Genomic DNA, 24,835 nt, shown 5'->3' on the forward strand with positions numbered 1-24,835 from the left:
AAGGATGAAATTAATTGATTTCATTCTTTTTTTATTGCCATCTCCTTGTAAAAGTTTATTTTTCTAAAATTACCGAATAAACTGAAAAAAATATTGACGTGGCTATATTATGATGATAGTATTTTTCTTCCATTCAAAAAATGTTAGGAGGCGAAAAAATTGATTACAGTAGATGGTTTAAGTAAATCCTTCAAGGTTGCGAAACGTTCTTCAGGACTTAGGCAGGCAGTGAAGGGGCTTTTTTATCGTGAGAATACGATTGTTGAAGCGTTGAATGATATTTCCTTCTCTATTGAACCGGGGGAAATCGTAGGCTATATTGGTCCGAATGGCGCAGGGAAGTCAACAACGATAAAAATCATGAGCGGAATATTGGTTCCAGACCGAGGGACGTGTAACATAATGGGATACACTCCATGGAAGGAAAGAGCTTCCTTTGTTAAACAGATCGGTGTTGTTTTTGGGCAACGGTCTCAATTGTGGTGGGATGTACCCGTCATAGACTCGTTTGAGCTTCTCCGTGATATTTATAAAATTCCTCAAAACGAATATCAAGATAATCTTGATCTACTGATTGAAACACTCGATTTACAAAGTCTTATTCATTCACCTGTACGACAATTAAGCTTAGGACAAAGGATGCGTTGTGAAATCGCAGCATCATTGTTACATAGTCCTAAAATTTTATTTTTGGATGAACCCACAATTGGGCTAGATGCTGTTTCAAAAATTGCCGTACGTGAGTTCATTAAAAGGATAAATAAAGAAAAGGGCGTTACCGTCATTCTTACGACGCATGATATGAATGATATTGAAGCTTTAGCTGATCGGGTTATTTTAATAGGTAAAGGAAGTTTATTATTCGATGGTAACTTAAATGAATTACGAAAACATTTTGGGACTCATAAAACGATAACTGTAGATTATCGGGAGGACCACAATCCATTTAAAATTCCTGGAACCACAATGATTTCATGGTTACCTGAACGGGCAATTATAAGTTTAGACACAGAACAAGTTAAAATATCAGATGTGATTTCCAGTTTATCCAGTAAGGTTGACCTACTCGATGTGACGATTGAAGCACAACCAATTGAAGAAATTATCGTTGGTCTCTACAAGGAGTTTCAAATATGAAGCCATATGTATCTGTACTAAAACTACGATTATTGAACGGAATGCAATATCGTTCAGCAGCATTGGCGGGGGTAGCAACACAGTTTTTCTGGGGATTTATGTACATTATGATTTTTGAAGCTTTCTATAGTCAAACAGTACATTCTCAACCACTTTCTTTAAAAGAAATCATTACATACTTATGGTTACAACAATCCTTTTTAGCTTTCATCATGCTGTGGTTTCGTGACAATGAGCTTTTTGATCTCATTACAACTGGAAATATCGCATATGAGCTTTGTAGACCATGCGAAATATACGGATTTTGGTATTCAAAACTTTTAGCTCAACGCTTGTCGAGTGCAATTCTAAGGTGTTTCCCAATCCTACTTGTTGCATTCCTTTTACCTCAACCTTATAAAATGACGTTACCACCAAGTGTCTTAACCTTTGTGTTATTTTTGATTGCCCTTATTTTTGGCTTATTTCTTCTTGTTTCAATTTCGATGTTCATTTATATTTCAGTTTTTGTGACAATGTCACCTATAGGCTCTTTACTACTGTTTGGAGTTATTGGTGAATTTTTCTCTGGATTAACAATTCCGATTCCTCTAATGCCAGCTTGGCTTCAGACCTTTGCTTATTTTCTTCCGTTTCGATGGACAGCTGATTTCCCGTTTAGGGTGTACTCTGGGAATATTCCTCAAACTGAAGCAGTAATTGGTATCGTCATTCAAATTATTTGGTTAAGTTTACTTGTTTGGTTAGGAAGAATCGCTTTTAATAAAGCCTTACGAAGAGTCGTAGTCCAAGGAGGTTGACACTATGGGACTATATTTTAAATATCTTCTTATTCTCTTTAAATCACAAATGGAATACCGCACTTCTTTTTTGTTTTTAACAATTGGCCAGTTTCTAATCCCGTTCTCGATGTTTGCGGGTCTTTATTTTTTATTTGAACGGTTTGGACAAATTAAAGGATGGACTTTTTATGAGGTTGCGCTTTGTTTTGCGATTATCCATATGGCTTTTGCCTTAAGTGAATGTTTTGCTCGTGGATTTGACTCTTTCTCTAGTCTAGTAGCTAGCGGTGGCTTTGATCGAGTACTTGTTCGTCCTAGAAGTACGGTCATTCAAGTTATGGGCTCCAAATTCGAGTTTACTAGAGTTGGTAGATTGTTTCAGAGTTTAATTGTTTTGATTTGGGCATTAAATAATCTCTCCATCGAATGGAGTAGTATGAAAGTAGTAACTATTATTTTGATGATCATTAGCGGGGGCTTTATTTTTACCGGAATCTTTATCCTTGCTGCTACGATGTGTTTTTGGACAATTCAAGGTCTCGAAGTGGTCAATATTTTTACTGATGGCGGAAGAGAGATGGCACAGTATCCATTAAATATTTATCAGAAATGGGTAACCAAATTCTTTACATTTGTTATTCCTTTCGGATGTGTCAATTATTTACCTTTAATGTACATTTTAGATAAAACAGAGGGAAAAGCGTATCTATATATGTTATCGCCAGTAGTGGGGATTATTTTTATTATACCTTGTTTACTAGTTTGGAATATTGGAGTGAGACATTATCGATCGACTGGTTCGTAAAACTCTTTACCTGATGAATCCGTTCAATTAGTGTTCCACTAATCTTCTTATTTGTGAAGCAAACTCTACCTTTTCTTTGATAAAATATTGGATATAAGGGGGAGTTAAGTTGAAAGTACAGATAGGTAAATTAAAGGTTAACTTCTTGGTAATATACGTGATTTTACTTGTATTGATGTTTAGTATAATATTTTCACTAATGTTTTTATTTCATGTATCTCACTTGAAAATTTTATTTGGAGGATTTTCTATTTTATTGTTAATTGTTTTAGCTTTTTACTGGATGGATAGTAAAAGCTTTCATAACAACTTAGGTCGTATTCGAAGGACATATTATACGTTGTATTTAATCGTCATGGCAATTGGAGTTATAACTAGTAATCTAGATTTTAAGAATTGGAAGTTACTTACAGAAATTTCAGCTTTGGTAGTTTTTATAGATTTAGCTGTATTTCTATGTCCAAACATTTTAAAAATTTGGAGTACAGAGTTTAAGTATGAAGATGAAGTTCGTGAGGCTTTGATAGAGAGTAAACAAATGATTTTAAAAAGTGCCAAAAAAGCAGAAAACTTCTCTAAAGTCATACAAGAAACCGTTGTTTCCTTTGATAATAAACCTCTTCCACAATCTAGAGACGAGTATGTTAATCAATTATCGGAATATCTGAAGCTATATAGCGATACATTTGGTATTGCCCTCACTATATTTATATTTGACCCACCAATTAACGAAGAAGATAAGCAAAATAAAATTCGGTCCCAGATTACTAAGATGAGTATTAGACACGCAATAAACTTTTCAACAATTGAAGAAGATAAAACGAGTATGATAAAGTCTTTTTCTTATGGTGAAACCATTATTTTAAAAGAGGAAAAACTAATTTCTATACCTTACTTCGGAAATTATTATAGCATGATTGTGACATTAGAGGCAGGAGATGTAGCAGTCGATGGGATTGATGCTTCTTATATTTCAAACTTGTTATATATTTTTGATTGGTATATGGTTGATTTAGAAGAGGATGATGAATAATTATAATTATTATGATAAGATATGGGTGAAGACATCTAATAGAAACAGGAGGGGTTATCAATGTCAAGTATAAGTGGACAAGCAGTAAGTGAACTTCGTAGATCCGCAGGTATTAAACGAAGAAAATCTAAGTCTAACTCCCCAACAGAGAACTCCTTACGACCAAATACACAAGTAGCAGTTGTTGAAGGATTTAGAAATGTTCTTAAAGCTAACGCTAAAGCAGAAAAGCTTACATATACAAGGTAATTTCATTAAGCAGAGGATGATAATATTCTCTGCTTTTCTTATGCATAAATCCTTCTTTTCCTGTATAGGATTGGTATTAAAAGATTGTACAGGAGGAGCATTATGGGATTAAGACGAAAAAATAAAAGAAAATCCACTCAAACACACACAAAAGTAATCGATTTTGGAATGGGTAAGACTTTAGCTAAAATTGAAAAAGCAATTCGAATTTTAGAAAAGAAATAGGAAATGCACCGTGCAAATACTAAATATATAATTGAATAAAAAGGATTATAGAAAACAATGAAAAAACAAATTAAAGTCGTTGGGGCTGTCATACGAAACGATCAAAACCAAATACTATGTGCCTTACGTTCACCTGAAATGAGCATGCCAAATAGCTGGGAATTTCCTGGTGGAAAAATCGAAAAAAATGAAAAACCTGAAGAGGCTTTGGTCCGCGAAATAAAGGAAGAATTAGGTTGCGAAATATCTGTATCTGAATTAGTTGAAGATGTCATTCATGAGTATCCAAATATAATTGTAAATTTGATAACTTACGAAGCCAAAATTATAAGCGGTACGCCAGTAGCTAATGAGCATGCGAAGATCGAATGGAAAGAAATTTCTGAGTTAGAAGAACTTGAATGGGCTCCAGCTGACCTTCCTACGGTTGACAAATTGATTAGATAAAATATCAAATACTAATATTTAAGTTATTGCTGAACGATTAAACTAAGTAATTTTGATGTCGAACGAATGATAAAAGAAATATTTCTTTGGAAATTGAATTTCTTTCCATATCCAATATAATAATAAATAAGCAACTATAGTGTACATACTAGATGAGTTAAGGAAAATTCTTGTAAAACATAGGAGGAAACTATGGGAAGATTAATTCATTTCGAAATTCATGTTGATAACATGGAACGTGCAAAGAAGTTTTATGGAGAGGTATTTGATTGGACGTTTCAAGATTGGAGTGAATATGCAGGAATGCCATATTTTGGTGCAGTGACAGGTAATGAGGACGAAATGGGAATTAATGGTGCCTTAATGCAACGCCAAAGTGCTCCTCCTGAAGCAAACCAACCATTAAATGGATATGCATGTACAATGGGAGTAGAAAATTACGACGTTACGGAAGGTAAAATTGTTGAAAATGGTGGCAAAGTAGCAATGCCTAAATATGCACTGCCTGGAATGGCATGGCAAGGATACTTCATTGACACTGAAGGTAATATTTTTGGAATTCATCAACCAGATGCTAATGCAAAGTAATTGTTTATGGGTTTGATGAATAATTTAAGAGTTTGATTTGAACTATAATTTATATATCTTAAAGCAACAAAAGTCAACTGTCGGCAGTTGACTTTTTATTTTTCAATTCTTAATTTCTGGTAATAATTGTGAATATTAAATAGCAGATTCTATTAAAATTGTTCAAACACAAAATTGCCATAATACCCTTCTTATTTCGGATATTTTTCATGTTATTCTTAAATTGAAAATTACATTGCTTCATAAGAAACAAGTAAGAAAAGAATAAACCGATGAAAAAAATAATTATTATTACAGTGTTAATCGTCATTCTTATTACAAGTGGTTATCTATTATTAAAAACCAACACATTCGAAAATTACACTAACAATATCAGTGATTTACTCAAACTAAAAAAAGAAAATGCTTATCTAAAAGAAAAAATGGGCAATGAAACCTCTTTAAAAGCAAATATAACTGAATTTAATATTGAAAATAAAGAATTAAAAATGCTAAAAGAAAGACTAAACAAAGAGAGTCAAAAATACAAAACTGATGTAGCGATCGTCACTAAAAGAGATTTTGATACATGGAACAGCTTTGTTGAAATTAATAAGGGTTCTAAAAACGGTGTAAAAATAAATACAAATGTAATAACATCTCAAGGTTTAGTAGGTAAAGTAACCGAAGTCTCTGAGAATACTTCAATAGTAGAATTATTAAGCGCAGTTAAATACAACTCATATATTTCAGTCCAACCAAAAAATAATCATCAATTACAAGGTCTAGTTAAAGGAGCAGACGAAAAAACTGGCTATTTAAAAATGACTCTTTTCAATGTAAATGATAAATTAAAAACTGGTGAAATCATTGTTACCTCTGGTTTAGGAGGAATCTATTTACCTGGTATTGAAATAGGTAAAGTAAAAGAAGCTAAAATTGATAATTTAGGTCTAAATCAAACAGCCTATGTTGAACCTTTATATGATTTAAACGACTTAGAGTACGTTATTTTATTGTTAAGGAAAAAATAAAAAGGAAAGAACAATAGAAAAAGAGAACAATGTTAGAGTTGTTCTCTTTTTTGCATAAATAATTCCAGTACATAAAAGTAGGTGTATGATAATGTTACAATTCCAGGAAAGGATTCAAAAATATGAATATAAGCTAAACGATACGGATGATCAAATCGTCGAGTTCATCCTTAATAACAAGGAGGATGTTGTAGGCTTTTCAATACAGTATTTAGCTGCAAGGGTATTTACGGTTCCGAATACGATTACGAGATTATCCAAAAAATTAGGTTTTGATGGATATGCTCAGATGAAGAATAGTTTAAAAGAGGAAATAATTCAGCAAGATAATTTTACAGAGGAAGATAGTCTTACATACAACATAAATAAAACAATTGGATTAATTGATCAAAATACGCTTTCTCTTACGACAAAATTAATTCAAGAAGCACGTAGGGTACTTTTCTTTGGTGTAGGGGATACTGCGCCATTTTGTGAGATGATGATAAAAAATTTGAAAGTAGTCGGAAAACAGGCTGAGTATTATTTCCATCGTCATGATGTCTTATATGAACTTTCTAAATTTGATTCTAAAGAGAATAATTTACTTTTTTTAATTTCATTATCTGGAGAAACAGCTCAAATATTAGATGTTGCGGAATTAGCAAAATTTAAGGGAATAAAGTTAATATCGCTTACTCATTTTAGTAAAAATCCTTTACAACAAATAGCAGATGTTAACTTGTATTGTTATTCTCCTAATAAAAAAATGCATGAATACAATGTAACGGATAAAACACCTTTATTGTTCGTTATTAGATCCTTATCAGAGTATTACTGGAAAACATTAAAATGATGTGTATAAATACACACTAAAAATAAAAATTTACTAAAAACTGTGTAAAAATAAGAAGTTTCCGGCTTCTTATTTTTTTTTTGCTATGATGAATCCAAAGTAGTCCATTAACTAATGAAAGGGGTTACAAGAATGCAATTAAAAAAGTTAACTTCAGAAGCTTTAATCAGTACAAAAATGTCATTTACATCGAAAGAAGAAATCATAAAAAATTTAGTTAAAAAGTTAGCAACAGAAGGGAAAATCCATTCTGAAGAAGATTTTTACAATGCGGTAATGGAAAGAGAAGATTTATCTCCGACTGGATTTGAAGGTGGCCTCGCAATTCCACATGGCAAATCTTCATCTGTTAAAGAGTCTTCGTTTGCGGTTGTTACACTTGAGAAACCAATTAATAATTGGGAAAGTATTGATCCAAGTAATCAAGTTGAATTAGTTATTTTGTTAGCGATTCCAAAAGAAGAGGAAGGCACAACACATCTAACCTTATTAGCCGAATTGGTTACAAGATTATCAGATGAAGAATATAAAAATAATTTACTTCATGCAAGTACAAATAAAGAACTATTTAATCTTCTTGATGCACCTTTACAGCCTACTAATCTGAAAGTCTCTCCAAATGGTGATAAAACAGTATTAGCTATTACAGCTTGTCCAGCTGGCATTGCACATACATATATGGCAGCGGAAGCACTTGTGAAAGCGGGAAATGAATTAGGTATTAATGTATTCGTTGAAAAACAAGGAGCCAATGGAATTGAAGATCGCCATTCGTTTGATTTGATTAGAAAGGCTGATGCGATTGTATTTGCGGTGGATGTTGCGGTAAAAGATGAAGAGCGATTCAAGCATCTTCCGAAAGTTAAAACATCTGTAGCCGCACCAATTCGAAACGCAAAAGGAATTTTAGAACAAGCTCTCCAAAAAGTGGGAAATGTACCTAAATCAGATATGGACGATAGGGAAGAGCAACATCATGAAGTAGAAAACAAATCTATTAAAACAGAAATTAAGGATTCTCTTTTAACAGGAATCTCTCATATTATCCCTGTCATTGTAGCGGGTGGTATGACATTAGCAGCAGCAGTCTTTATTGCTCAAGCATTTGGTCTTCAAGATGTCTATGCGGCAGAAGGATCATGGTTATGGCTATTACGTCAACTAGGTGGTTCTTTATTAGGACAGATCATGATACCGATTTTATCAGCGTATATGGCTTACTCGATTGCTGACAAACCAGCATTAGGGCCAGGTTTTGCAGCAGGGGTCGCGGCTAATTTAATCGGCAGTGGATTTTTAGGAGGTATGCTTGGAGGGTTACTTGCAGGTTATTTCTTAAAGTACATAAAAGTCAAGGTCAAACCTAAAGGGACTTTCGCAGGATTTGTTAGTTTCTGGTTCTACCCTGTAATTGGAACACTTGTTGTTGGTTCAATCATGCTATTTGTAATTGGTAAGCCATTAGCTCTCTTAAATCAAGGGCTAATTGATTGGCTAAATGGAATGAGTGGAGCAAATGCGATTATACTCGGAGCGATTTTAGGAGCAATGGTTTCATTTGACCTTGGTGGTCCAGTAAACAAAGCTGCTTACACATTCTGTATTGGTGCAATGGCAAGCGGAAATATCGTACCTTACGCAGCATTTGCATCTGTCAAAATGGTTTCTGCATTCTCCGTCACAGGAGCAACGATAATTGGTAAACATCTATTTTCCGAACAAGAAAAAGAAATTGGGAAACAAACTTGGTTACTTGGATTAGCTGGAATAACAGAAGGGGCGATTCCATTTATGATTAACGATCCACTCCGAGTGATTCCTTCATTAATTGCTGGTTCTGCAGTAACAGGAGCGATTGTTGCTTACTTTAATATTGGTTTAAATGTTCCAGGTGCTGGGATTTTCTCATTAGCTTTACTTCAAGGAAAACCAGCCATAGTAGCAGCAAGTATTTGGTTTGGAGCAGCCTTAGTTGGTGCAGTTATATCAACAATTTTACTAATCATGACAAGAAAACAAAAAATCGTTAAAGATATACAAATAAAATCATCACAACAAAATGTAGCATAAGAGTGGAGGCATAAAATGAAAAAGATTCATATCGTCCCACATATGCATTGGGATAGAGAATGGTATTTTACTACTGAAGAATCTAGAATTCTACTAGTTAATAATATGGAAGAAATTATGGAAATGTTAGAAACAAACCCTGATTATCCTTACTATGTATTAGATGGACAAACAGCAATCTTGGAGGATTACTTTGCGGTTAAACCAGAAAATAAAGAGCGAGTAAAAAAGCTAGTTCAAGAAGGTAGATTAATTATTGGACCATGGTATACGCAAACGGATGAAATGATCGTCGGTGGTGAGTCAATCGTTCGTAACTTATTGTATGGAATGATGGATTGTGAAGAGTTTGGAGTACCGATGAAAATTGGTTATCTTCCAGATTCGTTTGGACAATCAGCTCAAATGCCGATGATTTTAAACGGATTTGATATTAAGTATTCAATCTTCTGGAGAGGGACATCTGAACGTCATGGTACAGACAAAACTGAATTTTATTGGGAGACAGATGATGGTTCAAAAGTGTTAGTTCAATTGTTTCCGCTTGGTTATGCGATTGGCAAGTATTTACCAGAGGATGAGGAAGCACTGCAAAATAGAATTGATAAGTATTTTACGGTACTTGATCGTGGTGCAACAACTGATCATATTATCTTACCGAATGGTCATGATCAAATGCCTATTCAAAAGAATATTTTTATCATCATTGAAAAGCTACTAAAACTATACCCAGAGCGTGAATTTTTCTTAAGTAAATATGAAAATGTATTTGAAAATCTAGAAACACAAAAAGATCTAGCTACATTGAAAGGTGAATTTTTAGATGGTAAGTACATGCGTGTTCATCGAAGTATTTACTCAACTAGAATGGATATAAAAGCAGCGAATACTAGAATTGAGAATAAAATTACTAATATTTTAGAACCACTTGCATCAATAGCCTATCGTTTAGGTTTTGAGTATCATCATGGTTTAATTGAATTAATTTGGAAAGAGATTATGAAGAACCATGCACATGATAGTATTGGTTGTTGCTGTTCTGATAAAGTGCACAGAGAAATTCTAAACCGTTTTTATTTAGCAGAGGAAAAAGTTGATCAACTAATCAATTTTTATAAACGTAAAATTGTTGATTCGATGGATACAACTAACCAATATGATCGAATCACACTTTTTAACTTACTACCTTATGAGCGGACTGAAGTTGTGACAGCAAGTGTTATGACAAAGTTAAAATCATTTAAGCTCTTTGATCATGAGTCGAATGAAATAGATTTTGAAATTATCGCAAGCAAGATTACTGACCCAGGCTTAATTGATCGTCAAATTGTTCATTATGGAAATTACGATCCTTTTATTGAATATACAATCCAGTTAAAAGATACTATTCCAGCGATGGGTTATAAGACATATTTTGTAGAGGAAAGTGATGAAGTCTTAAAGATAGTAACATACTCAACTAATAAAATAGAAACAGATTATTATGAGATTACCGTTAATTCAAATGGAACTTTGAATGTTTTTGATAAGCAACATGAACAAAGCTTTACTAATGTGCTGCTTTTAGAAAATGGTGGCGATGATGGAGATGAATATGATTATTCTCCACTTTTAAATGAAGAGTTAATTTATAGTGATACTCTACATGCTGAAACTAAGGTTCAACAAAACAGGTTTGGGGCAACGATTGATATTAAATTTACATTGTCTGTTCCCTCGAATTTAGAAAAACGAAAAGAACAAATAATGGATGGCGCTGTCGACGTTCATATTGTAGTGAATGTTCCAAATCATAAACCAAGACTTGATATAAAATTTGAATTGAATAATCAAGCAAAGGATCATCGACTAAGAGTATTAATTCCAACGGGTATTGCTTCAGCTTTCTCAGTTTCAGATAATCAATTTGGTTCAATAAAACGAGATGTTGTAGATCCGGCAATTCAAGTCTGGGAGGAAGAAAATTGGGATGAACGTCCAGATTCGATTTATCCTATGTTGAGTTACGTTGGTTTATCAAATGATGATTATGGAATTAGTGTATTAACGAATAGTACGAGAGAGTATGAAATTGTTGGTGGAAAATTTGATACGATCGCGATTACTCTGTTTAGGAGTGTTGGTTTTCTTGGGAAAGAGGAGATGGTTCGTAGACCAGGGAGACCGTCTGGGATTAAGTTGCCTACTCCGGATTCTCAGATGATTGGGAAGTTGTCTTTGGAGTTTGCGATTGCTACATATAATAAGGAAGAGAATGTTGCTCGGATTACCAAGGAGTATTTAACTCCTATTGTTTCATATAATAAGATTCCTTATGATGCTATGAAGTTGAATGAGTTTGGTGTGAAGACGCCGTTGGAGTTTAGCTTTTTTAGGGAGAGGTCTTCGAGTGTGATTTTGAGTACATTGAAGAAGGTTGAGAGAGGAGATGGATTTGTTTTACGTTTTTATAATGCATCAGAAAATGAAGAGTATGCTTTTTGGCAATTTTATGATGAAATTGATCAGGTATACAATGTTAATTTAAATGAAAAAGTAAAAGAAGAAGTATTTGTAAACGATCAGCAAGTTGGAATAAATGTGAGAACAAATCAGGTTAAATCGATTTTGTTTTAAGACAAAAATATATGTTTTTAAATCAAAAAAGGCTATTTTTCGTTTTATTATTAACGGAAAATAGCCTTTTTCTGATGGGTATTGTGGAAACTTAGGTGACATTAATAATTTTATCTAATATTTATTAGCTATTGCTGGCTATAGAATATTTAATTTCATGTATAGATTGCATCTTACTTATATAACATAAAAAATATTAAAGTGGAAAGTTGCTTAGGAGGAAGCGCTTTGAATAATTTTATTGTTATGCAAGGACGCACTTATCATGAAGAAAAAGAACTAGGGATTATTTGGTCTCCACAGCAGGATAAAGGAAGTAATGTACCACATTCATGGCAACGAATGAAAGAAATCAAAAAAGGTGATAGGATATTTCATTACGTAAAAGGTAATATCGTTGCTATAAGTACTGCCATAGATGAGTGTATAAAAGCTAGTAAACCCACTATAATGCAAGGTCATAGTCAATGGAATGACGAGGGGTATTTAGTAAATGTAAAATATTTTGAATTAGATTTACCTTTAAATGTGCGAGAAAATTTTAATGATATTTCGCCTCTTTTACCTATAAAGTATTCGGCATTTCAGCAAGATGGAAGTGGAAACCAAGGCTACTTATATCCTTGTAACGAGGAACTAGCAATAAAGTTGCTAGAACTAATTAATGAACTGAATATTTATCAAATAAATGAAGAGCAATTAGAATTATCCATAGATGCAGTAAGAAGAACTGAAAACATTACGTTAATACATGTTATATCAGAGACGGAATTAGAAGCGAAAGCTAAAATTAGATTAGGGCAACATAAGTTTAGAAAAGATCTATTAGAACTCTGGAAAAATAAATGCGCATTGTGTGATATAAATTTAACGGAATTACTTAGAGCTAGCCATTCGAAACCATGGAAAGATTGCAATAATAGTGAACGTTTAGATCAATACAACGGCGTGTTGCTCTGTTGTAATCATGATGCACTTTATGATAAAGGATTGATTGCATTCGATGGCAAAGGGAATTTACACATTTCTTCAATAATTTGTGAAGAAAACTATATGACTTACGGGCTAGACAAGAGGATTAATATACAAATGCATTCCAAAAATAAAGAATATTTCATTTGGCATAAGAAATTTATTTATAAATATTAATAAGTGCTTATTAATGTGCTCATGTTCTAAGTTTATATTTACATGGAAAATTTAAACAAAGGATAATAGTTCATAGAGAAAAGTATAGCCAGTTTTTCTTAATGATATATTTTAGAAGAAGCTTTTTAGATTTTCAGCAGATTAGTTTTCAGTCTTAATAACTGTATACCAAAAAGAACCTGCTCAATTTTTTGAGTAGGTTCTTTTGTATTCTAAATACAGAAAATGTAAATCGAAATGACAATAATCATAGTATTAGGTATTCTTTTAAGTTAAAATCCAAATTAGAAATAAATAAAAACTGTAGTGATTGGGGATCGTATGGTGAATTTTATTCAAAAACTAGAAGAATCTTTACACAAGGGGTTTATTGATCAAAAACATAATTATAACGGAAGTTTTACTCCAAAATTACTAGTCAATAATACTAAAAATAACGAAAATGTATTATCTACTATATTAGAAGAACTAGATAATTGTAAGACATTTTATTTTTCAGTAGCATTTATTACTGAAAGTGGACTTGCCATGCTTAAGTCGCACTTACTTGACCTACAGCGTAAAGGTGTAAGCGGTCGCATTTTAACTTCGACTTATTTAAGTTTTAATCAGCCTAAAATTTTTAGAGAGTTAATGAAGATTAAAAATGTTGAAGTTCGATTAACAAATTTAGAGGGGTTTCATTCAAAAGGGTATATCTTTAATAATGATACTCACTATTCATTAATTGTTGGGAGTTCAAACATTACTGCAAATGCCTTAAAAGTAAATTATGAATGGAATATAAAGCTTACTTCACATGAAGATGGTGAAATTGTTCGTCATTTTAAAGAGCAATTTGAAGATGTATGGGGAAAATCTCAGCCATTAAACCATGAGTGGATTGACAGTTATGAAAGTGCTTATAATCAATTAGTAGAAAATAGAGTTTTCGATCGAATATCAGATTTCCCAGTATCATATCAAACTAATCCAATAGAAGAAGCGTTAAAAATCGTGCCAAATAAAATGCAACAAACGGCATTAGCAGAGATTCAAGCAGTTCGCGAGGCTGGAAAAGATAAAGGAATAATCATTTCAGCAACAGGGACGGGGAAAACTTATCTTTCAGCATTTGATGTCAGAAGTTATATGCCGAAACGAATGTTGTTTATTGTTCATCGTGAACAAATTTTACAGAAGGCTAAGTCAGATTATATAAAAGTACTTGGTGGAATTGAAGAGGATTTTGGTATTTTATCAGGTACAAACAAACAAAAAGATGCTAAGTATTTATTTGCTACTATTCAATCGATTTCTAAAGATGATACATTACAACAATTTGATCCTGAAGAGTTTGATTATATATTAATCGATGAGGTTCATAAAGCAGGAGCTCAATCTTATCAAAAAGTAATAAATTATTTTAATCCTAAGTTTTTATTGGGAATGACTGCAACTCCAGAGCGAACTGATGATTTCAATATCTACGAACTATTTGATTACAATATTGCATATGAAATTCGATTACAAGAAGCACTTGAGGAAGACATGCTTTGTCCTTTCCATTACTTTGGAGTGACTGATCTTGAGTTCGGTGGAGAAACAATTGATGATGCTACAATATTATCAAAGTTAGTAACTGATGAACGTGTTAACCATTTAATTGATAAAATCGAGTACTATGGTTATTCAGGTGATAAAGTAAAAGGTCTAATTTTCTGTAGTAGAAAAGAAGAGGCTGAAAAGCTATCAATTGCATTGAACCAAAAAGGATATAATACTTATGCTTTAACAGGGGATCATTCACAAGAAGAAAGAGCTAGAAAAGTAGAACTATTAGAGAATGGAAACTTGGATTATATCATTACAGTTGATATTTTTAATGAAGGTATCGATATTCCATGTGTTAATCAAGTAGTAATGCTCCGACAAACACAATCCAGCATAATATTTATTCAGCAGCTTGGTCGAGGTTTACGAAAACATGGTTCAAAAGATTTTGTTACGATAATAGATTTTATAGGTAACTACAGAAATAATTATTTAATTCCGATCGCACTTTCAGGAGACAAATCGTTAAACAAAGATAGCATTCGAAGAAATATGAAGGATACAAGTTATATTAAAGGAGTTTCTTCTATTAATTTTGAAGAGATAGCTAAGAAGTTAATATTTAGTTCAATTAATAATAGTAATTTAACAGAGTTGAAAAAACTTAGAGAGGCATTTGTTGAACTTAAAAATAGGATTGGAAGAACTCCATATCTATATGATTTTATTACTAATAATTCAATTGATCCTAACGTAATCGTAAATAAATATCCGAACTATCAACAGTTTTTATTGAAACTTAAAGAAGATGTTTCTTCTTTAAATGATTATGAAGATAAGGTTTTAACATTCCTTTCTTTAGAAATATTAAATGGTAAACGTAAGCATGAGATAATTCTTTTGGAATTACTTCTAAAAGATGGAGTAGTAGAGATAAACGATTATATCGATCATTTGAAAGAAGCTAATTGTTCAATTGATGATTCAACGATAAATTCTGTTAAAAGAATTTTTGATCTGTCATTTTTTACAATATCTTTTACAAGTAAATATGGTGAAATTCCAATTGTAATCTTAGATGAAAATAATAACTTTAGATTAAATGGTTCAATTATTGAAAGCTTACAAATTAATGATCACTTTAAGAAAATGGTTTGGGATGTTATAAAAACATCAAAAGAAAAGAATACCAAGTATCAATCTGATGTACCACTTACTCTGTATGAAAAATACACAAGAAAAGACGCATGCAGATTGTTAAATTGGGCAAATGACGAAAGCTCAACAATGTATGGTTACAAAATAAAATATAATACTTGTCCAATATTTGTAACCTATCATAAACATGAAGAAGTAGAGTCAAGTGTGGCATATGGTGATGAATTTATAAATCAAGAAGTCTTAAATTGGTTTACTAGAAGTAATCGTTCATTGGAATCAGAAGAAGTCAAAAAAATAATAAATGCTAAAGAAAATAATATTGATATTCATATCTTTGTGAAAAAGGATAATGATGAAGGTGGAGATTTCTACTACCTTGGAAAAGCACTTCCTGACAAAAACACGGTTAAACAATCGGTAATGTTGGGTAAAGATGATAAAGAACTTCCGGTTGTCCAGATGAATATGATCATGGAAAACAGTATTGATAGTAAGTTGTACTATTACATTATTAGTGGTGAAAATGAGGAAGAGTAATTGCTCTTATTTTCGGCTAATATTTGAAAAAATTACTTCCTTTATTTAAATTGAATAATCTTTACAATATAATAGAGTTAAATAATATGAATAAAGGGATGTATAAATGAAAAAACAAATTAAAGTAGTTGGTGCGGTAATTCGAAACAATGAAAATCAAATTTTGTGTGCGCTAAGATCACCTGAAATGAGTTTACCGAACCTATGGGAATTTCCTGGTGGTAAAATTGAAAAAGGTGAAAAACCTGAAGAGACTTTAGTTCGAGAAATTAAGGAAGAATTAGGTTGTGAAATTGTAGTTTCAGATTTGGTTGAAGATGTTGTATATGAATATGATGCAATTATTGTAAACCTGTTAACATATGCAGCGGAGATTTCTACAGGAACTCCAGTTGCAAGTGAGCATGCTAAATTGGAGTGGAGAGATGTTTCGGATTTAGAAGAGCTTGAATGGGCTCCGGCTGATATTCCTACTGTTGAGAAGTTAATGAATTAAAAAATGGCGTTCTCTACTAAAATAGGGAACGCCATTTTTTTATCTTATGTAAAATACTTAAAGTAGTTTTACAATCTTTGTAGATTTTAAAATAATAGAGTTTTTTGAGATAACCTTTTATCTTAGCTTTTCATTTCAAGTATTTTATCATTAAGAGTGTTCAATTTAAAAAATATAAATAAAGTTAGTAAATTATTTCCAAACATACTATCCTTTAAATGAAATCCAAAACTGTTTTAAGTAATCCTTTTCAATAGCAATTTGTAGTTGATCAAATTCTTTGGATTTGTTATCAAGAACTTGTAGTAAAGCTTTATTTCGCTCCTCTAACCTTGTAATATCTTGTTCTAATGGCATACGATTAGACTTCTCCGAGTTTTCACCTTTATGGCAGTAAACTAAATTCCATAAGTCATCAGAAAACATATAAGACCAGGGAATAACATGATCAACTGATAATTCATTTTCTAGGATTTTTTCACCACAGTAAAAACATTTACGATTTCCATCTTCAAATAATAAATCAATATGTTTATGAAACTTTTTTAACGATGATCTTCTGATTTTATCTTCATCAATAGCTCTTACTTTTCGAGAGATACGGGGGCTATAATTAAATCCCTCTAATATTTGTGTCCATCTGTAATTAATAACAGTAAATAAAAAATCACTATGGATTTTAAGTGATAAAGCATCTTGTTTGGTAAAATATACTTTTCCTTCATCTTGGTCTAATTCATAAATTTCGTAAGTATTACTATTAAGATTCATAAATCGCCAACAAACATCTTGTTTTAGAATTTTTATTATTCTTTTAATTGATACAAAATAATTATTATTTAATCCAATGGAATCAAAGTTTATTTTTTCAAATCTTATTGGTTGAACTGAGCCTCTTTTAATAAAATACTCTTTAATTAATAGTTTAGTAATACTAACTATTTCAGGAGGTTTCTTTAAGTTTGCACTCTGTATTAAGTCAAAGTATATAATCTGATTCCAATAATATTTTAAGCAAAGCTCTGCAATATCTTTAAATTCAAATACAACCATATCCTTGTCATAATCATCACTAACATTTAATGATAATTCAACTAATGCTTTTCCCCAAACCATTTTATAGGTATTATCAAAACTGCAATTAAGTATTAAGTTATGCCATTGATTTACATAATCATTCATTTTATCACCACTAAGATAATGTTGTTACAAACATTCAATATTGGAAAAAACATAGTTCACATAAAAATCGAAAACAACTCCTATTTAAATAAAATATTCTTTTAAATATTAAAAATAATGAAATTATTTTATAGAGATATATATTATACTAATTATGTGGAAAAGGAGAGTTCTTTATGACTATAAAATATTATAACAAATTAGTGAGAGATAAAATTCCGGCCGTAATAACTAAATCGGGAAGTACATATGAGACAGAAGTACTAGGAGAAAAAGAATACTTAGAAAAACTAAACGAAAAGTTAAATGAGGAACTTGAAGAGTTTTATAATGCGACACCTGAAGAAACTGTTGGAGAAATTGCAGATATTTTGGAAGTGCTTTATGCTCTAGCTGAAATGAAAGGTATTTCTATTGAGGAAATTGAAAAAGTTCGACTTCAAAAGAAGGAAGATCGTGGTGGGTTTAAAGATAGAATTCTATTGAAGCATGTTGTGAAAAGTAATTAATCATTTTTTTATCTATTCAAAGAAATCCCCAATGGAAAATGGAAAGTTACGAGTAATTGAAAATATAGTGGGGGTACAAAATGGACTTAAAGAGTTTATTAGAATTTTATGGTTTAGACACTAATAATTCGAAAATTAAAATAGCTCGACATAAAGATGAAAAGAGAGGATATGATTTACCTCTACTTTATCGTATTAATCAATTTGATATTTATCAAAGTTACCAGGAGGATAAAGATTTTCACGGTTGTGATTATCTTATTTCCTTTCTTGGAATAAATAATAGCCAAGCTGTATTTATCGGTATATATAAGGTGAAATCAATAAAAAGAGCGTCTGAGGTACCTTTACCAATTGATTTTTATTATTATGACATATATAAACCTAACCGAAATTATTTTTATGAGCTAGAAGAGTTGTCTGGTTTTGAGGATTTAAAAGATCGACTTATAATAAATTGGAGTGGCGGGGCGATAAATTGGATTCAATGGCTTGATACAAGGAATAAAGAAGTTGTTCAAATACTTCCAAAGGGATATGTTTCACACTTTCCAGGTTATTCAAACTTTATCCTGACTTATGAAGAACTGAAAAAGATTATTAATAACCCAGATGCTCATAAAGAATGGCATAATATGCTCGCTGCAATATCGGGAATTTATGTAATAGTAGATACTTCAAATGGAAAACAATATATTGGTTCTGCTTCAGGAAATGAAGGAGTTCTTGGACGTTTTAAGGAATATGCCAAAAGTCCAGATGGTGGTAACATAGAGTTACAAAAATTAATAGAAAATGATCCTATGAAAGTAAAGTTTTTACATTACACTTTGCTTGAAACACTACCTCGTACACTACCGAGAAAAGAAGTTTTGGCTAGAGAAGAACTTTATAAACAGAAACTCGGCAGTCGTAAGCACGGATATAATTTGAATTAGGATTTCAAAAACCTACTCAAATTTTGAGTAGATTTATTAATTTAGTAAATACTTCCTATACAAATCTGGTTAATTTTAACTAAAATAACAAGATTTTCTATGTTAAAATTATAAATAGATTAAGATAGATTTAACATACATCTTTATTTCATACAAACTTTTAACAACTTTTGCTAGTCTAATATTATTAAATATAAAAATAGATTGGAGTTAATACAAATGAAAAAACTTGTTATTTATATTCTTACAATTGGCCTTATTCAAAGTTCAATTATTTCAACTGATGATGCTAGTGCAGCTGTGAAAAAATTTAAAAACTGTACTGAATTGAACAAAACATACAAGGGTGGAGTTGCCCGAAGTTCATCCGTTAAAAATAAAGGCGGTAAAACTAAATATAAACCATATGCATCAAAAGCTCTATATGATGCTAATGAAAAAATGGATCGAGATCATGATTATATAGCGTGTGAAAAATAAGTTTTAGAAGTTTAAAAAAGAGGGTTTCTAGGAAGGACATATTCCAAAATGTTGGCAAACCTTATTTTCATCGAGTTTGTCTACAGTGACGCATAACTTCCTATGCCAATATATTTTGCGCATAAGCTCTATACAATTAAAGTATCAATGCAGTCTTTAAACTTTTAAAGACTGTTTTTTTATTTCCGAATTCTTCAATTTATTATCACAATTATAGTGAATTTAACAGAATTTAATATGTTAACATTTTCACAAGTTGATAAATTTTACTTATTATTAAATTACCTACTAAAAGGAGTGAGACATTTGAAGAAAAACTGTTATTTTCTTCAACTAGAGCTTAATTGTAAAAATCATATGATTCTTGCTATAAATGAAGATACAAAAGGAGCTAGAAGTTTAATTGGTTATATGGTGTTAGAAGATGTTAATCGTCCAGGTACGCCTAATGATTTTAAAGATTTACATCCTGTTTTTTTTAAAGACTGGGATGATGATAGAAACCTTATTTTTGCGAGAATTTATACTTTTGATAGTATAACTGAGGAAAAACAAGATGCATTAATCGAACTTGCAGAAACGTTTATTGAGTTTAAACCAAGTGTGAATCTTAAATTAGATTTTTTTGTTGCAAGCGAGGTTTTAAAGTTATATGAGAATAGTTGGGAAAATGATATGAAGATGATTCCAGTTTATCAATGGTTGATAGATGCTGATAGTGAAAATCCAATTAGTTTAGCAAAATTAAAAATTGATTCATTAAATCATCTATCACAAGATGAATAAATAAGAACTGAATGATGTGGAAGAGAGACTTTTAAAGAGGACACTAAAAAAGTTTTTCTTGTAGTTATGGGTCATGGAATACCTACATTTCGTAAAAGTTCGGGGAAATAAAAATGATATTAACAGTCTTAGTTTTAATTTTATTACTTATTCTTGGGAACGTATTATTTAAAATTCTCCCCTGGAAGTATATTACTGCACTATTTGGAATTATTGTATTGCTATTAATAGGTTTTTTCATTGTTGAGCGTACTTCTATTTTAGTAAAAAATACACTACTAGAAAGTACTTCACTAAAAAGTGAAAGATTGAATGAAATTAAGATTGATAAACAAGTTACACCTGAACTATTGGTAGATCTAAAAAGTAAATATGGTAGAACAGTTAAACACACAGATATTGTAGTAATACTTTCTGTTGAAAATGATAGAAACTATCAATTTAAGAAATTATATATAGGAACTAAAAATAATAAAATTAATAGTATTTTTTCTGAAGATCCTAAACTAAAAACTAATAAAGGTATTGGAATAGGAGATGATATGTCTACTATTATAAGTAAGTACGGTAATAACTACATTCACTCGCTTGAAGAAATTGGAGAAACGATAACGTATCTTGATAAAGAGAGAAATGTAAAATTGACTTTCATAATGTATAAAGAGAAAGTATTTCAAATGATTCTAAATAAGTATTAAATCTTTAATTTAACAAAATTAAAAATGGTTTATTAAATCGTCTATCACAAAATGAATGATATGGAAGAGAGTCTTTTATAGACGGAAGAAAAAGTTCGTTTATAAAATAGTGCGAAGCCTTTCTCTATTTCCTCGTGGAAGTCTTCGCTGTTTTCTTTAGGTGACTCGATATTATCGTTCCGACAGATCAAATAAATGAATTAGTTGATGTTCATTTGTAATAGTAAAAGTAATCTTTTTGCTAATCATTTCAAAATAAAAAATCCGGCCCACTCAATGAACCGGATTTTTTCATGACTGCTTAATTTCTAACCTCCGAGCAACTAAAGACAATCCATAATTAACAATAAAATACATCAACGAAACCATCACCATAACGGGAATCACATAAGATTCCTTCTGCGCATAAATAATCTGTCCATTATGCAATAAATCCGGCAATGCAATAACAACAGCTAATGAAGTATCCTTCAGTAATGAAATAAACTGACTAACAATCGGTGGAACCATTCGTCTCAATGCTTGAGGCAAGACAATATAACGTAATGTCTGGGTGTAATTGAGGCCGGACGCACGTGCTGCTTCAATCTGTCCTTTTTCGATTGAGTTTAATCCACTTCGAATAATCTCCGAGATCATAGCTGATTCAAAAACCGTTAATGCTGCAATGGCTGCTGTCGTTATTTTCATTTCAATCCCGATTTCCGGTAGGGCAAAATACGTAAAGAAAATAATCAGTAGCAAAGGAAGGTTTCGAATCGTCTCAACAATCGCGGTAAGTAATTGAGTAACAACAGGAATCTTCGTATATCTAAGCGTACCAATAAGTCCACCAATAATAAAACTAAGTACAATTGAAATGGCAGCGACCTTAAGGGTGACCCAAAATCCTTCTAATAAAAACTTGATATGATCTAGTGTGTATACATCAGCGAACGGCTGCAGAAAATCCATTCATCCACCTCCTTAATTACTTCTAGCCAAGCGTTTTTCTAAATAGCCCACACCAATACTTAAAGGAATCGTTAAGACTAAGTAAAATAAGGCTACGAAAATATACGTATCAAACGTTACGTAAGTCATTGCAGATATTAGATCGCCTTGATACATTAGATCTCCACCAGCTACGACTGCTAATAAAGATGAATTTTTTACTAGATTTAGAAATTGATTGCCAAGAGGAGGGATGACGATTTTTATCGCCTGGGGAAGTATAATGAATCTCATTGCCTGTCCGTAACTCAATCCTGTCGAGCGGGCAGCTTCCATTTGTCCTTTTGGAACAGAAAGGATACCGGCACGAATTGCTTCGGCAATGAAGGCTGCTGTATAGATGGTTAATCCAACCGTTCCTGCAACCATCCCACTAAAGCTTCCAGCTAAGTAAGTGAAAAACACAACAACTAGTACAGGGATGTTACGGATAAATTCAACATATACCGAACCTAACCAGTTGAACGGTTTAAATGGAGCAATTCGCATAACAGCAATAATTGTTCCTAAAATAAAGCTACATAATAAAGCGATTAAACTAGTTAAAACGGTGACTCTTAATCCTTCTAAAAAATACTCCATATGATCCGTTAGTATCGAGAAATCAATCAAAGGATTTCCTCCTAATTATCAGGAAAAGCAGGTCCGTAATAATACGGACTCTGCGGATCCCAACGATAATATCAGTTATTATTTTTTAATCCATTTATTCTTAATTTCATCGTATTTACCTGAATCTTTCAGGCTTTTTAATGCTTTATTTAATGCGTCGACAAGATCTTTATTGCCTTTTTTAACAGCGATTCCATAAGGTTCTTCGGTAAAAGTTCCACCTACTAATTCAAATGAAGGATCTTCTTCTTTCATACCGTAAAGGATTGAATCATCAGTCGTTAAGGCATCACCTTTACCAGCTTTTAAAGCTGTAAAAGCTTCAGCATAGTTTTCGAATTCAAGTACTGTTGTTTCAGGAGCTTTCTGACGAATATTTACAGCAGAAGTGGACCCTTTAACAGCAAGCACTTTTGTCCCTTTTTTCAAGTCAGCAAGTCCATGAACTTTACTGCCTTTTTTAACAAGTAAAGATTGACCGGCATTAAAGTAAACATCAGTAAAATCTACTTCTTTTTTACGTTCTTCATTAATGGTCATTGTAGCGACTACTGCATCAACTTTCCCATTATTTAAGAGACCAACCCTAGTTTTTGACGTAACCTCTATGTACTCAGGTTTAACATCATCGCCAAACATTTCTTTTGCCAGAGCTTTAGAAAGGTCAATATCAAATCCTTCTACTTTACCTGTTGATGGGTTTTTCAATCCAAATAAACGAGTGTCATATTTTACGCCAAATACGATTTTCTTATCATCCTTAATACGTGTAAGAGCATCCTTGCTTTTAGAATCATCCTTACCACCACAACCTGCAAGAACTAAGGCGGCCGTAGTTGAAACTAATGCCATTTTCATGAATTTTTTTAGAAACATTCCATTACCTCCTATTAATGATTTAATATACGACTGAGAAATAAGCGAGCCCGTTCTTCACGCGGGTTCTCATAAAACTCAGCCGGAGTTGCTTCTTCTAATATGCGACCCTCGTCCATAAAGACGATTCGGTCGGCAACCTCTCTGGCAAATCCCATCTCATGAGTCACGACAACCATCGTCATGCCTTCCCTAGCAAGAGTCTTCATAACATCGAGCACTTCACCAATCATTTCAGGATCAAGTGCCGAAGTAGGTTCATCAAAAAGCATAATATCCGGTTTCATCGCAAGCCCGCGAGCAATTGCCACACGTTGTTGCTGACCACCAGAAAGCTGGGAAGGATAAGATTTCGCCTTCTCTAAAATGCCTACCTTTTCAAGAAAATGTTTGGCTGTTTCATCAGCCTCTTCTCTAGATTGACCCAACGCTTTCATAGGAGCGAGAGTGATATTTTCAAGCACAGTTTTGTGCGGATACAAATAAAAATGCTGAAAAACCATTCCAATATTGCGCCTTAACTTATTGAGATCCGTTTTTTTATCCCCAACAGAAATCCCACTAACTGTAAGTGTCCCGTCATTAATAGATTCCAGATGATTGATACATCGCAACAAAGTACTCTTACCAGAACCAGACGGCCCAATCACAACAACAACTTCACCTTTATTGATTGTGAGATTAATATCTTTCAAGACTTGAAAATCGCCATAAAACTTATTTACATGTTTAAATTCAATCATTCCTGACCTCCTGTACAATTTTCTTAACTATGTAAAATGGGGAATTTTGGGAATCAATATTTTATGTGTATGCTTGTTTACTTTTTTATATCACGCTAAATTAGTATTTAGTCTTTTTGGACGAGTACTTGTGTACTAGATAAAAAATATAGGAAAACTAAATAAATCAAAAACCGAAAGCACTATCCAAGTGTTTCCGCCTATTATTTACTAAAATTTATGATGAAATAGTAAAATGATTTAATTGAACTATAGTAATAATAGACTAGTATTTTTTAACCATAAATTTTACCAATTAAATATGTTAAAATTAAAATTAGATTAAGTTACATATAAAATACA

25 protein-coding genes are annotated in these 24,835 nt (G+C 32.1%); 20 read left to right on the top strand and 5 right to left on the bottom strand.

What is annotated here, in order from left to right; genetic code table 11:
• The first annotated feature begins 159 nt into the window (after nucleotides 1–159).
• The 15 genes from COJ46_RS09810 (at nucleotide 160) to COJ46_RS09875 (ending at nucleotide 16,676) form a co-directional block, all read left to right on the top strand.
• On the top strand, nucleotides 160–1,137 hold the full coding sequence (locus COJ46_RS09810; RefSeq protein ID WP_097978023.1) for an ABC transporter ATP-binding protein: 978 nt from the start codon (nucleotides 160–162) through the stop codon (nucleotides 1,135–1,137).
• On the top strand, nucleotides 1,134–1,937 hold the full coding sequence (locus tag COJ46_RS09815; protein ID WP_097978022.1) for an ABC transporter permease: 804 nt from the start codon (nucleotides 1,134–1,136) through the stop codon (nucleotides 1,935–1,937). Before COJ46_RS09810 ends, COJ46_RS09815 begins: the two co-directional genes overlap by 4 nt.
• 4 nt (nucleotides 1,938–1,941) lie before the next feature.
• Nucleotides 1,942–2,724, top strand: a complete 783-nt coding sequence (locus COJ46_RS09820; RefSeq protein WP_097978021.1) for an ABC transporter permease — start codon at nucleotides 1,942–1,944, stop codon at nucleotides 2,722–2,724.
• Between the two features lie 109 nt (nucleotides 2,725–2,833).
• Complete coding sequence (locus COJ46_RS09825; protein WP_097978020.1) at nucleotides 2,834–3,757, top strand: type II toxin-antitoxin system SpoIISA family toxin; 924 nt, start codon at nucleotides 2,834–2,836, stop codon at nucleotides 3,755–3,757.
• 60 nt (nucleotides 3,758–3,817) lie between these two features.
• On the top strand, nucleotides 3,818–4,006 hold the full coding sequence (locus COJ46_RS09830) for a hypothetical protein (RefSeq protein WP_097978019.1): 189 nt from the start codon (nucleotides 3,818–3,820) through the stop codon (nucleotides 4,004–4,006).
• 102 nt (nucleotides 4,007–4,108) lie between these two features.
• A complete protein-coding gene (locus COJ46_RS24970) occupies nucleotides 4,109–4,231 on the top strand; it encodes a hypothetical protein (RefSeq protein WP_286133620.1) in 123 nt (40 codons plus the stop codon).
• A gap of 57 nt (nucleotides 4,232–4,288) precedes the next feature.
• Entirely contained in the window at nucleotides 4,289–4,678 is a 390-nt protein-coding gene (mutT, locus tag COJ46_RS09835; RefSeq protein ID WP_097978018.1) for an 8-oxo-dGTP diphosphatase MutT, read from the top strand.
• A 192-nt stretch (nucleotides 4,679–4,870) separates the two neighbouring features.
• The gene (locus COJ46_RS09840; protein WP_097978017.1) at nucleotides 4,871–5,266 is read left to right on the top strand and encodes a VOC family protein; all 396 of its coding nucleotides are present in this window, start codon (nucleotides 4,871–4,873) and stop codon (nucleotides 5,264–5,266) included.
• Nucleotides 5,267–5,538: 272 nt separating this feature from the next.
• Nucleotides 5,539–6,279, top strand: a complete 741-nt coding sequence (mreC, locus tag COJ46_RS09845) for a rod shape-determining protein MreC (RefSeq protein ID WP_097978016.1) — start codon at nucleotides 5,539–5,541, stop codon at nucleotides 6,277–6,279.
• 91 nt (nucleotides 6,280–6,370) lie between these two features.
• Nucleotides 6,371–7,114, top strand: a complete 744-nt coding sequence (locus tag COJ46_RS09850; protein ID WP_176522617.1) for a MurR/RpiR family transcriptional regulator — start codon at nucleotides 6,371–6,373, stop codon at nucleotides 7,112–7,114.
• Between the two features lie 132 nt (nucleotides 7,115–7,246).
• A complete protein-coding gene (mngA, locus tag COJ46_RS09855) occupies nucleotides 7,247–9,184 on the top strand; it encodes a PTS 2-O-a-mannosyl-D-glycerate transporter subunit IIABC (protein ID WP_097978014.1) in 1,938 nt (645 codons plus the stop codon).
• Between the two features lie 15 nt (nucleotides 9,185–9,199).
• Nucleotides 9,200–11,800, top strand: coding sequence for a mannosylglycerate hydrolase (gene mngB / locus COJ46_RS09860; protein WP_097978013.1), 2,601 nt, complete (start codon nucleotides 9,200–9,202; stop codon nucleotides 11,798–11,800).
• A gap of 228 nt (nucleotides 11,801–12,028) precedes the next feature.
• Nucleotides 12,029–12,949, top strand: coding sequence for an HNH endonuclease (locus COJ46_RS09865; RefSeq protein ID WP_097978012.1), 921 nt, complete (start codon nucleotides 12,029–12,031; stop codon nucleotides 12,947–12,949).
• A gap of 321 nt (nucleotides 12,950–13,270) precedes the next feature.
• Entirely contained in the window at nucleotides 13,271–16,180 is a 2,910-nt protein-coding gene (locus tag COJ46_RS09870) for a DEAD/DEAH box helicase (protein ID WP_097978011.1), read from the top strand.
• 106 nt (nucleotides 16,181–16,286) lie between these two features.
• Nucleotides 16,287–16,676 carry a (deoxy)nucleoside triphosphate pyrophosphohydrolase gene (locus tag COJ46_RS09875; RefSeq protein ID WP_097978010.1) on the top strand — a complete coding sequence of 130 codons (390 nt, stop codon included), beginning with the start codon at nucleotides 16,287–16,289 and terminating at the stop codon, nucleotides 16,674–16,676.
• A 207-nt stretch (nucleotides 16,677–16,883) separates the two neighbouring features.
• On the opposite strand, the gene COJ46_RS09880 is transcribed toward COJ46_RS09875, so the two are convergent.
• Nucleotides 16,884–17,858, bottom strand: coding sequence for an HNH endonuclease domain-containing protein (locus tag COJ46_RS09880; protein ID WP_097978009.1), 975 nt, complete (start codon nucleotides 17,856–17,858; stop codon nucleotides 16,884–16,886).
• Nucleotides 17,859–18,034: 176 nt separating this feature from the next.
• Between COJ46_RS09880 and COJ46_RS09885 the strand changes: the two genes are divergently transcribed.
• The 5 genes from COJ46_RS09885 to COJ46_RS09905 all read left to right on the top strand — a co-directional run bounded on the left by COJ46_RS09885 (nucleotide 18,035) and on the right by COJ46_RS09905 (nucleotide 21,269).
• On the top strand, nucleotides 18,035–18,367 hold the full coding sequence (locus COJ46_RS09885) for a pyrophosphohydrolase domain-containing protein (protein ID WP_353615935.1): 333 nt from the start codon (nucleotides 18,035–18,037) through the stop codon (nucleotides 18,365–18,367).
• Between the two features lie 80 nt (nucleotides 18,368–18,447).
• A complete protein-coding gene (locus COJ46_RS09890; protein WP_097974052.1) occupies nucleotides 18,448–19,305 on the top strand; it encodes a GIY-YIG nuclease family protein in 858 nt (285 codons plus the stop codon).
• A 219-nt stretch (nucleotides 19,306–19,524) separates the two neighbouring features.
• On the top strand, nucleotides 19,525–19,785 hold the full coding sequence (locus COJ46_RS09895; protein ID WP_097974054.1) for an excalibur calcium-binding domain-containing protein: 261 nt from the start codon (nucleotides 19,525–19,527) through the stop codon (nucleotides 19,783–19,785).
• A 306-nt stretch (nucleotides 19,786–20,091) separates the two neighbouring features.
• Nucleotides 20,092–20,571 (top strand): hypothetical protein, encoded by a 480-nt coding sequence (locus tag COJ46_RS09900; RefSeq protein ID WP_097974055.1) that lies wholly within the window; start codon nucleotides 20,092–20,094, stop codon nucleotides 20,569–20,571.
• 113 nt (nucleotides 20,572–20,684) lie between these two features.
• A complete protein-coding gene (locus COJ46_RS09905) occupies nucleotides 20,685–21,269 on the top strand; it encodes a hypothetical protein (protein ID WP_097974056.1) in 585 nt (194 codons plus the stop codon).
• A 291-nt stretch (nucleotides 21,270–21,560) separates the two neighbouring features.
• On the opposite strand, the gene COJ46_RS09910 is transcribed toward COJ46_RS09905, so the two are convergent.
• From COJ46_RS09910 to COJ46_RS09925, 4 genes are all read right to left on the bottom strand, one after another.
• A complete protein-coding gene (locus COJ46_RS09910) occupies nucleotides 21,561–22,223 on the bottom strand; it encodes an amino acid ABC transporter permease (protein ID WP_097974058.1) in 663 nt (220 codons plus the stop codon).
• A gap of 12 nt (nucleotides 22,224–22,235) precedes the next feature.
• Nucleotides 22,236–22,874, bottom strand: coding sequence for an amino acid ABC transporter permease (locus tag COJ46_RS09915; protein ID WP_097974060.1), 639 nt, complete (start codon nucleotides 22,872–22,874; stop codon nucleotides 22,236–22,238).
• Nucleotides 22,875–22,952: 78 nt separating this feature from the next.
• Nucleotides 22,953–23,750, bottom strand: coding sequence for a transporter substrate-binding domain-containing protein (locus COJ46_RS09920; RefSeq protein ID WP_097974062.1), 798 nt, complete (start codon nucleotides 23,748–23,750; stop codon nucleotides 22,953–22,955).
• A gap of 14 nt (nucleotides 23,751–23,764) precedes the next feature.
• Nucleotides 23,765–24,493: an amino acid ABC transporter ATP-binding protein gene (locus COJ46_RS09925; protein ID WP_097974065.1), complete on the bottom strand. Its 729-nt coding sequence runs from the start codon at nucleotides 24,491–24,493 to the stop codon at nucleotides 23,765–23,767.
• Nucleotides 24,494–24,835: the final 342 nt, after the last annotated feature.

The organism is Bacillus sp. AFS077874 (genome assembly GCF_002566505.1).
GTDB lineage: Bacteria > Bacillota > Bacilli > Bacillales > Bacillaceae_G > Gottfriedia.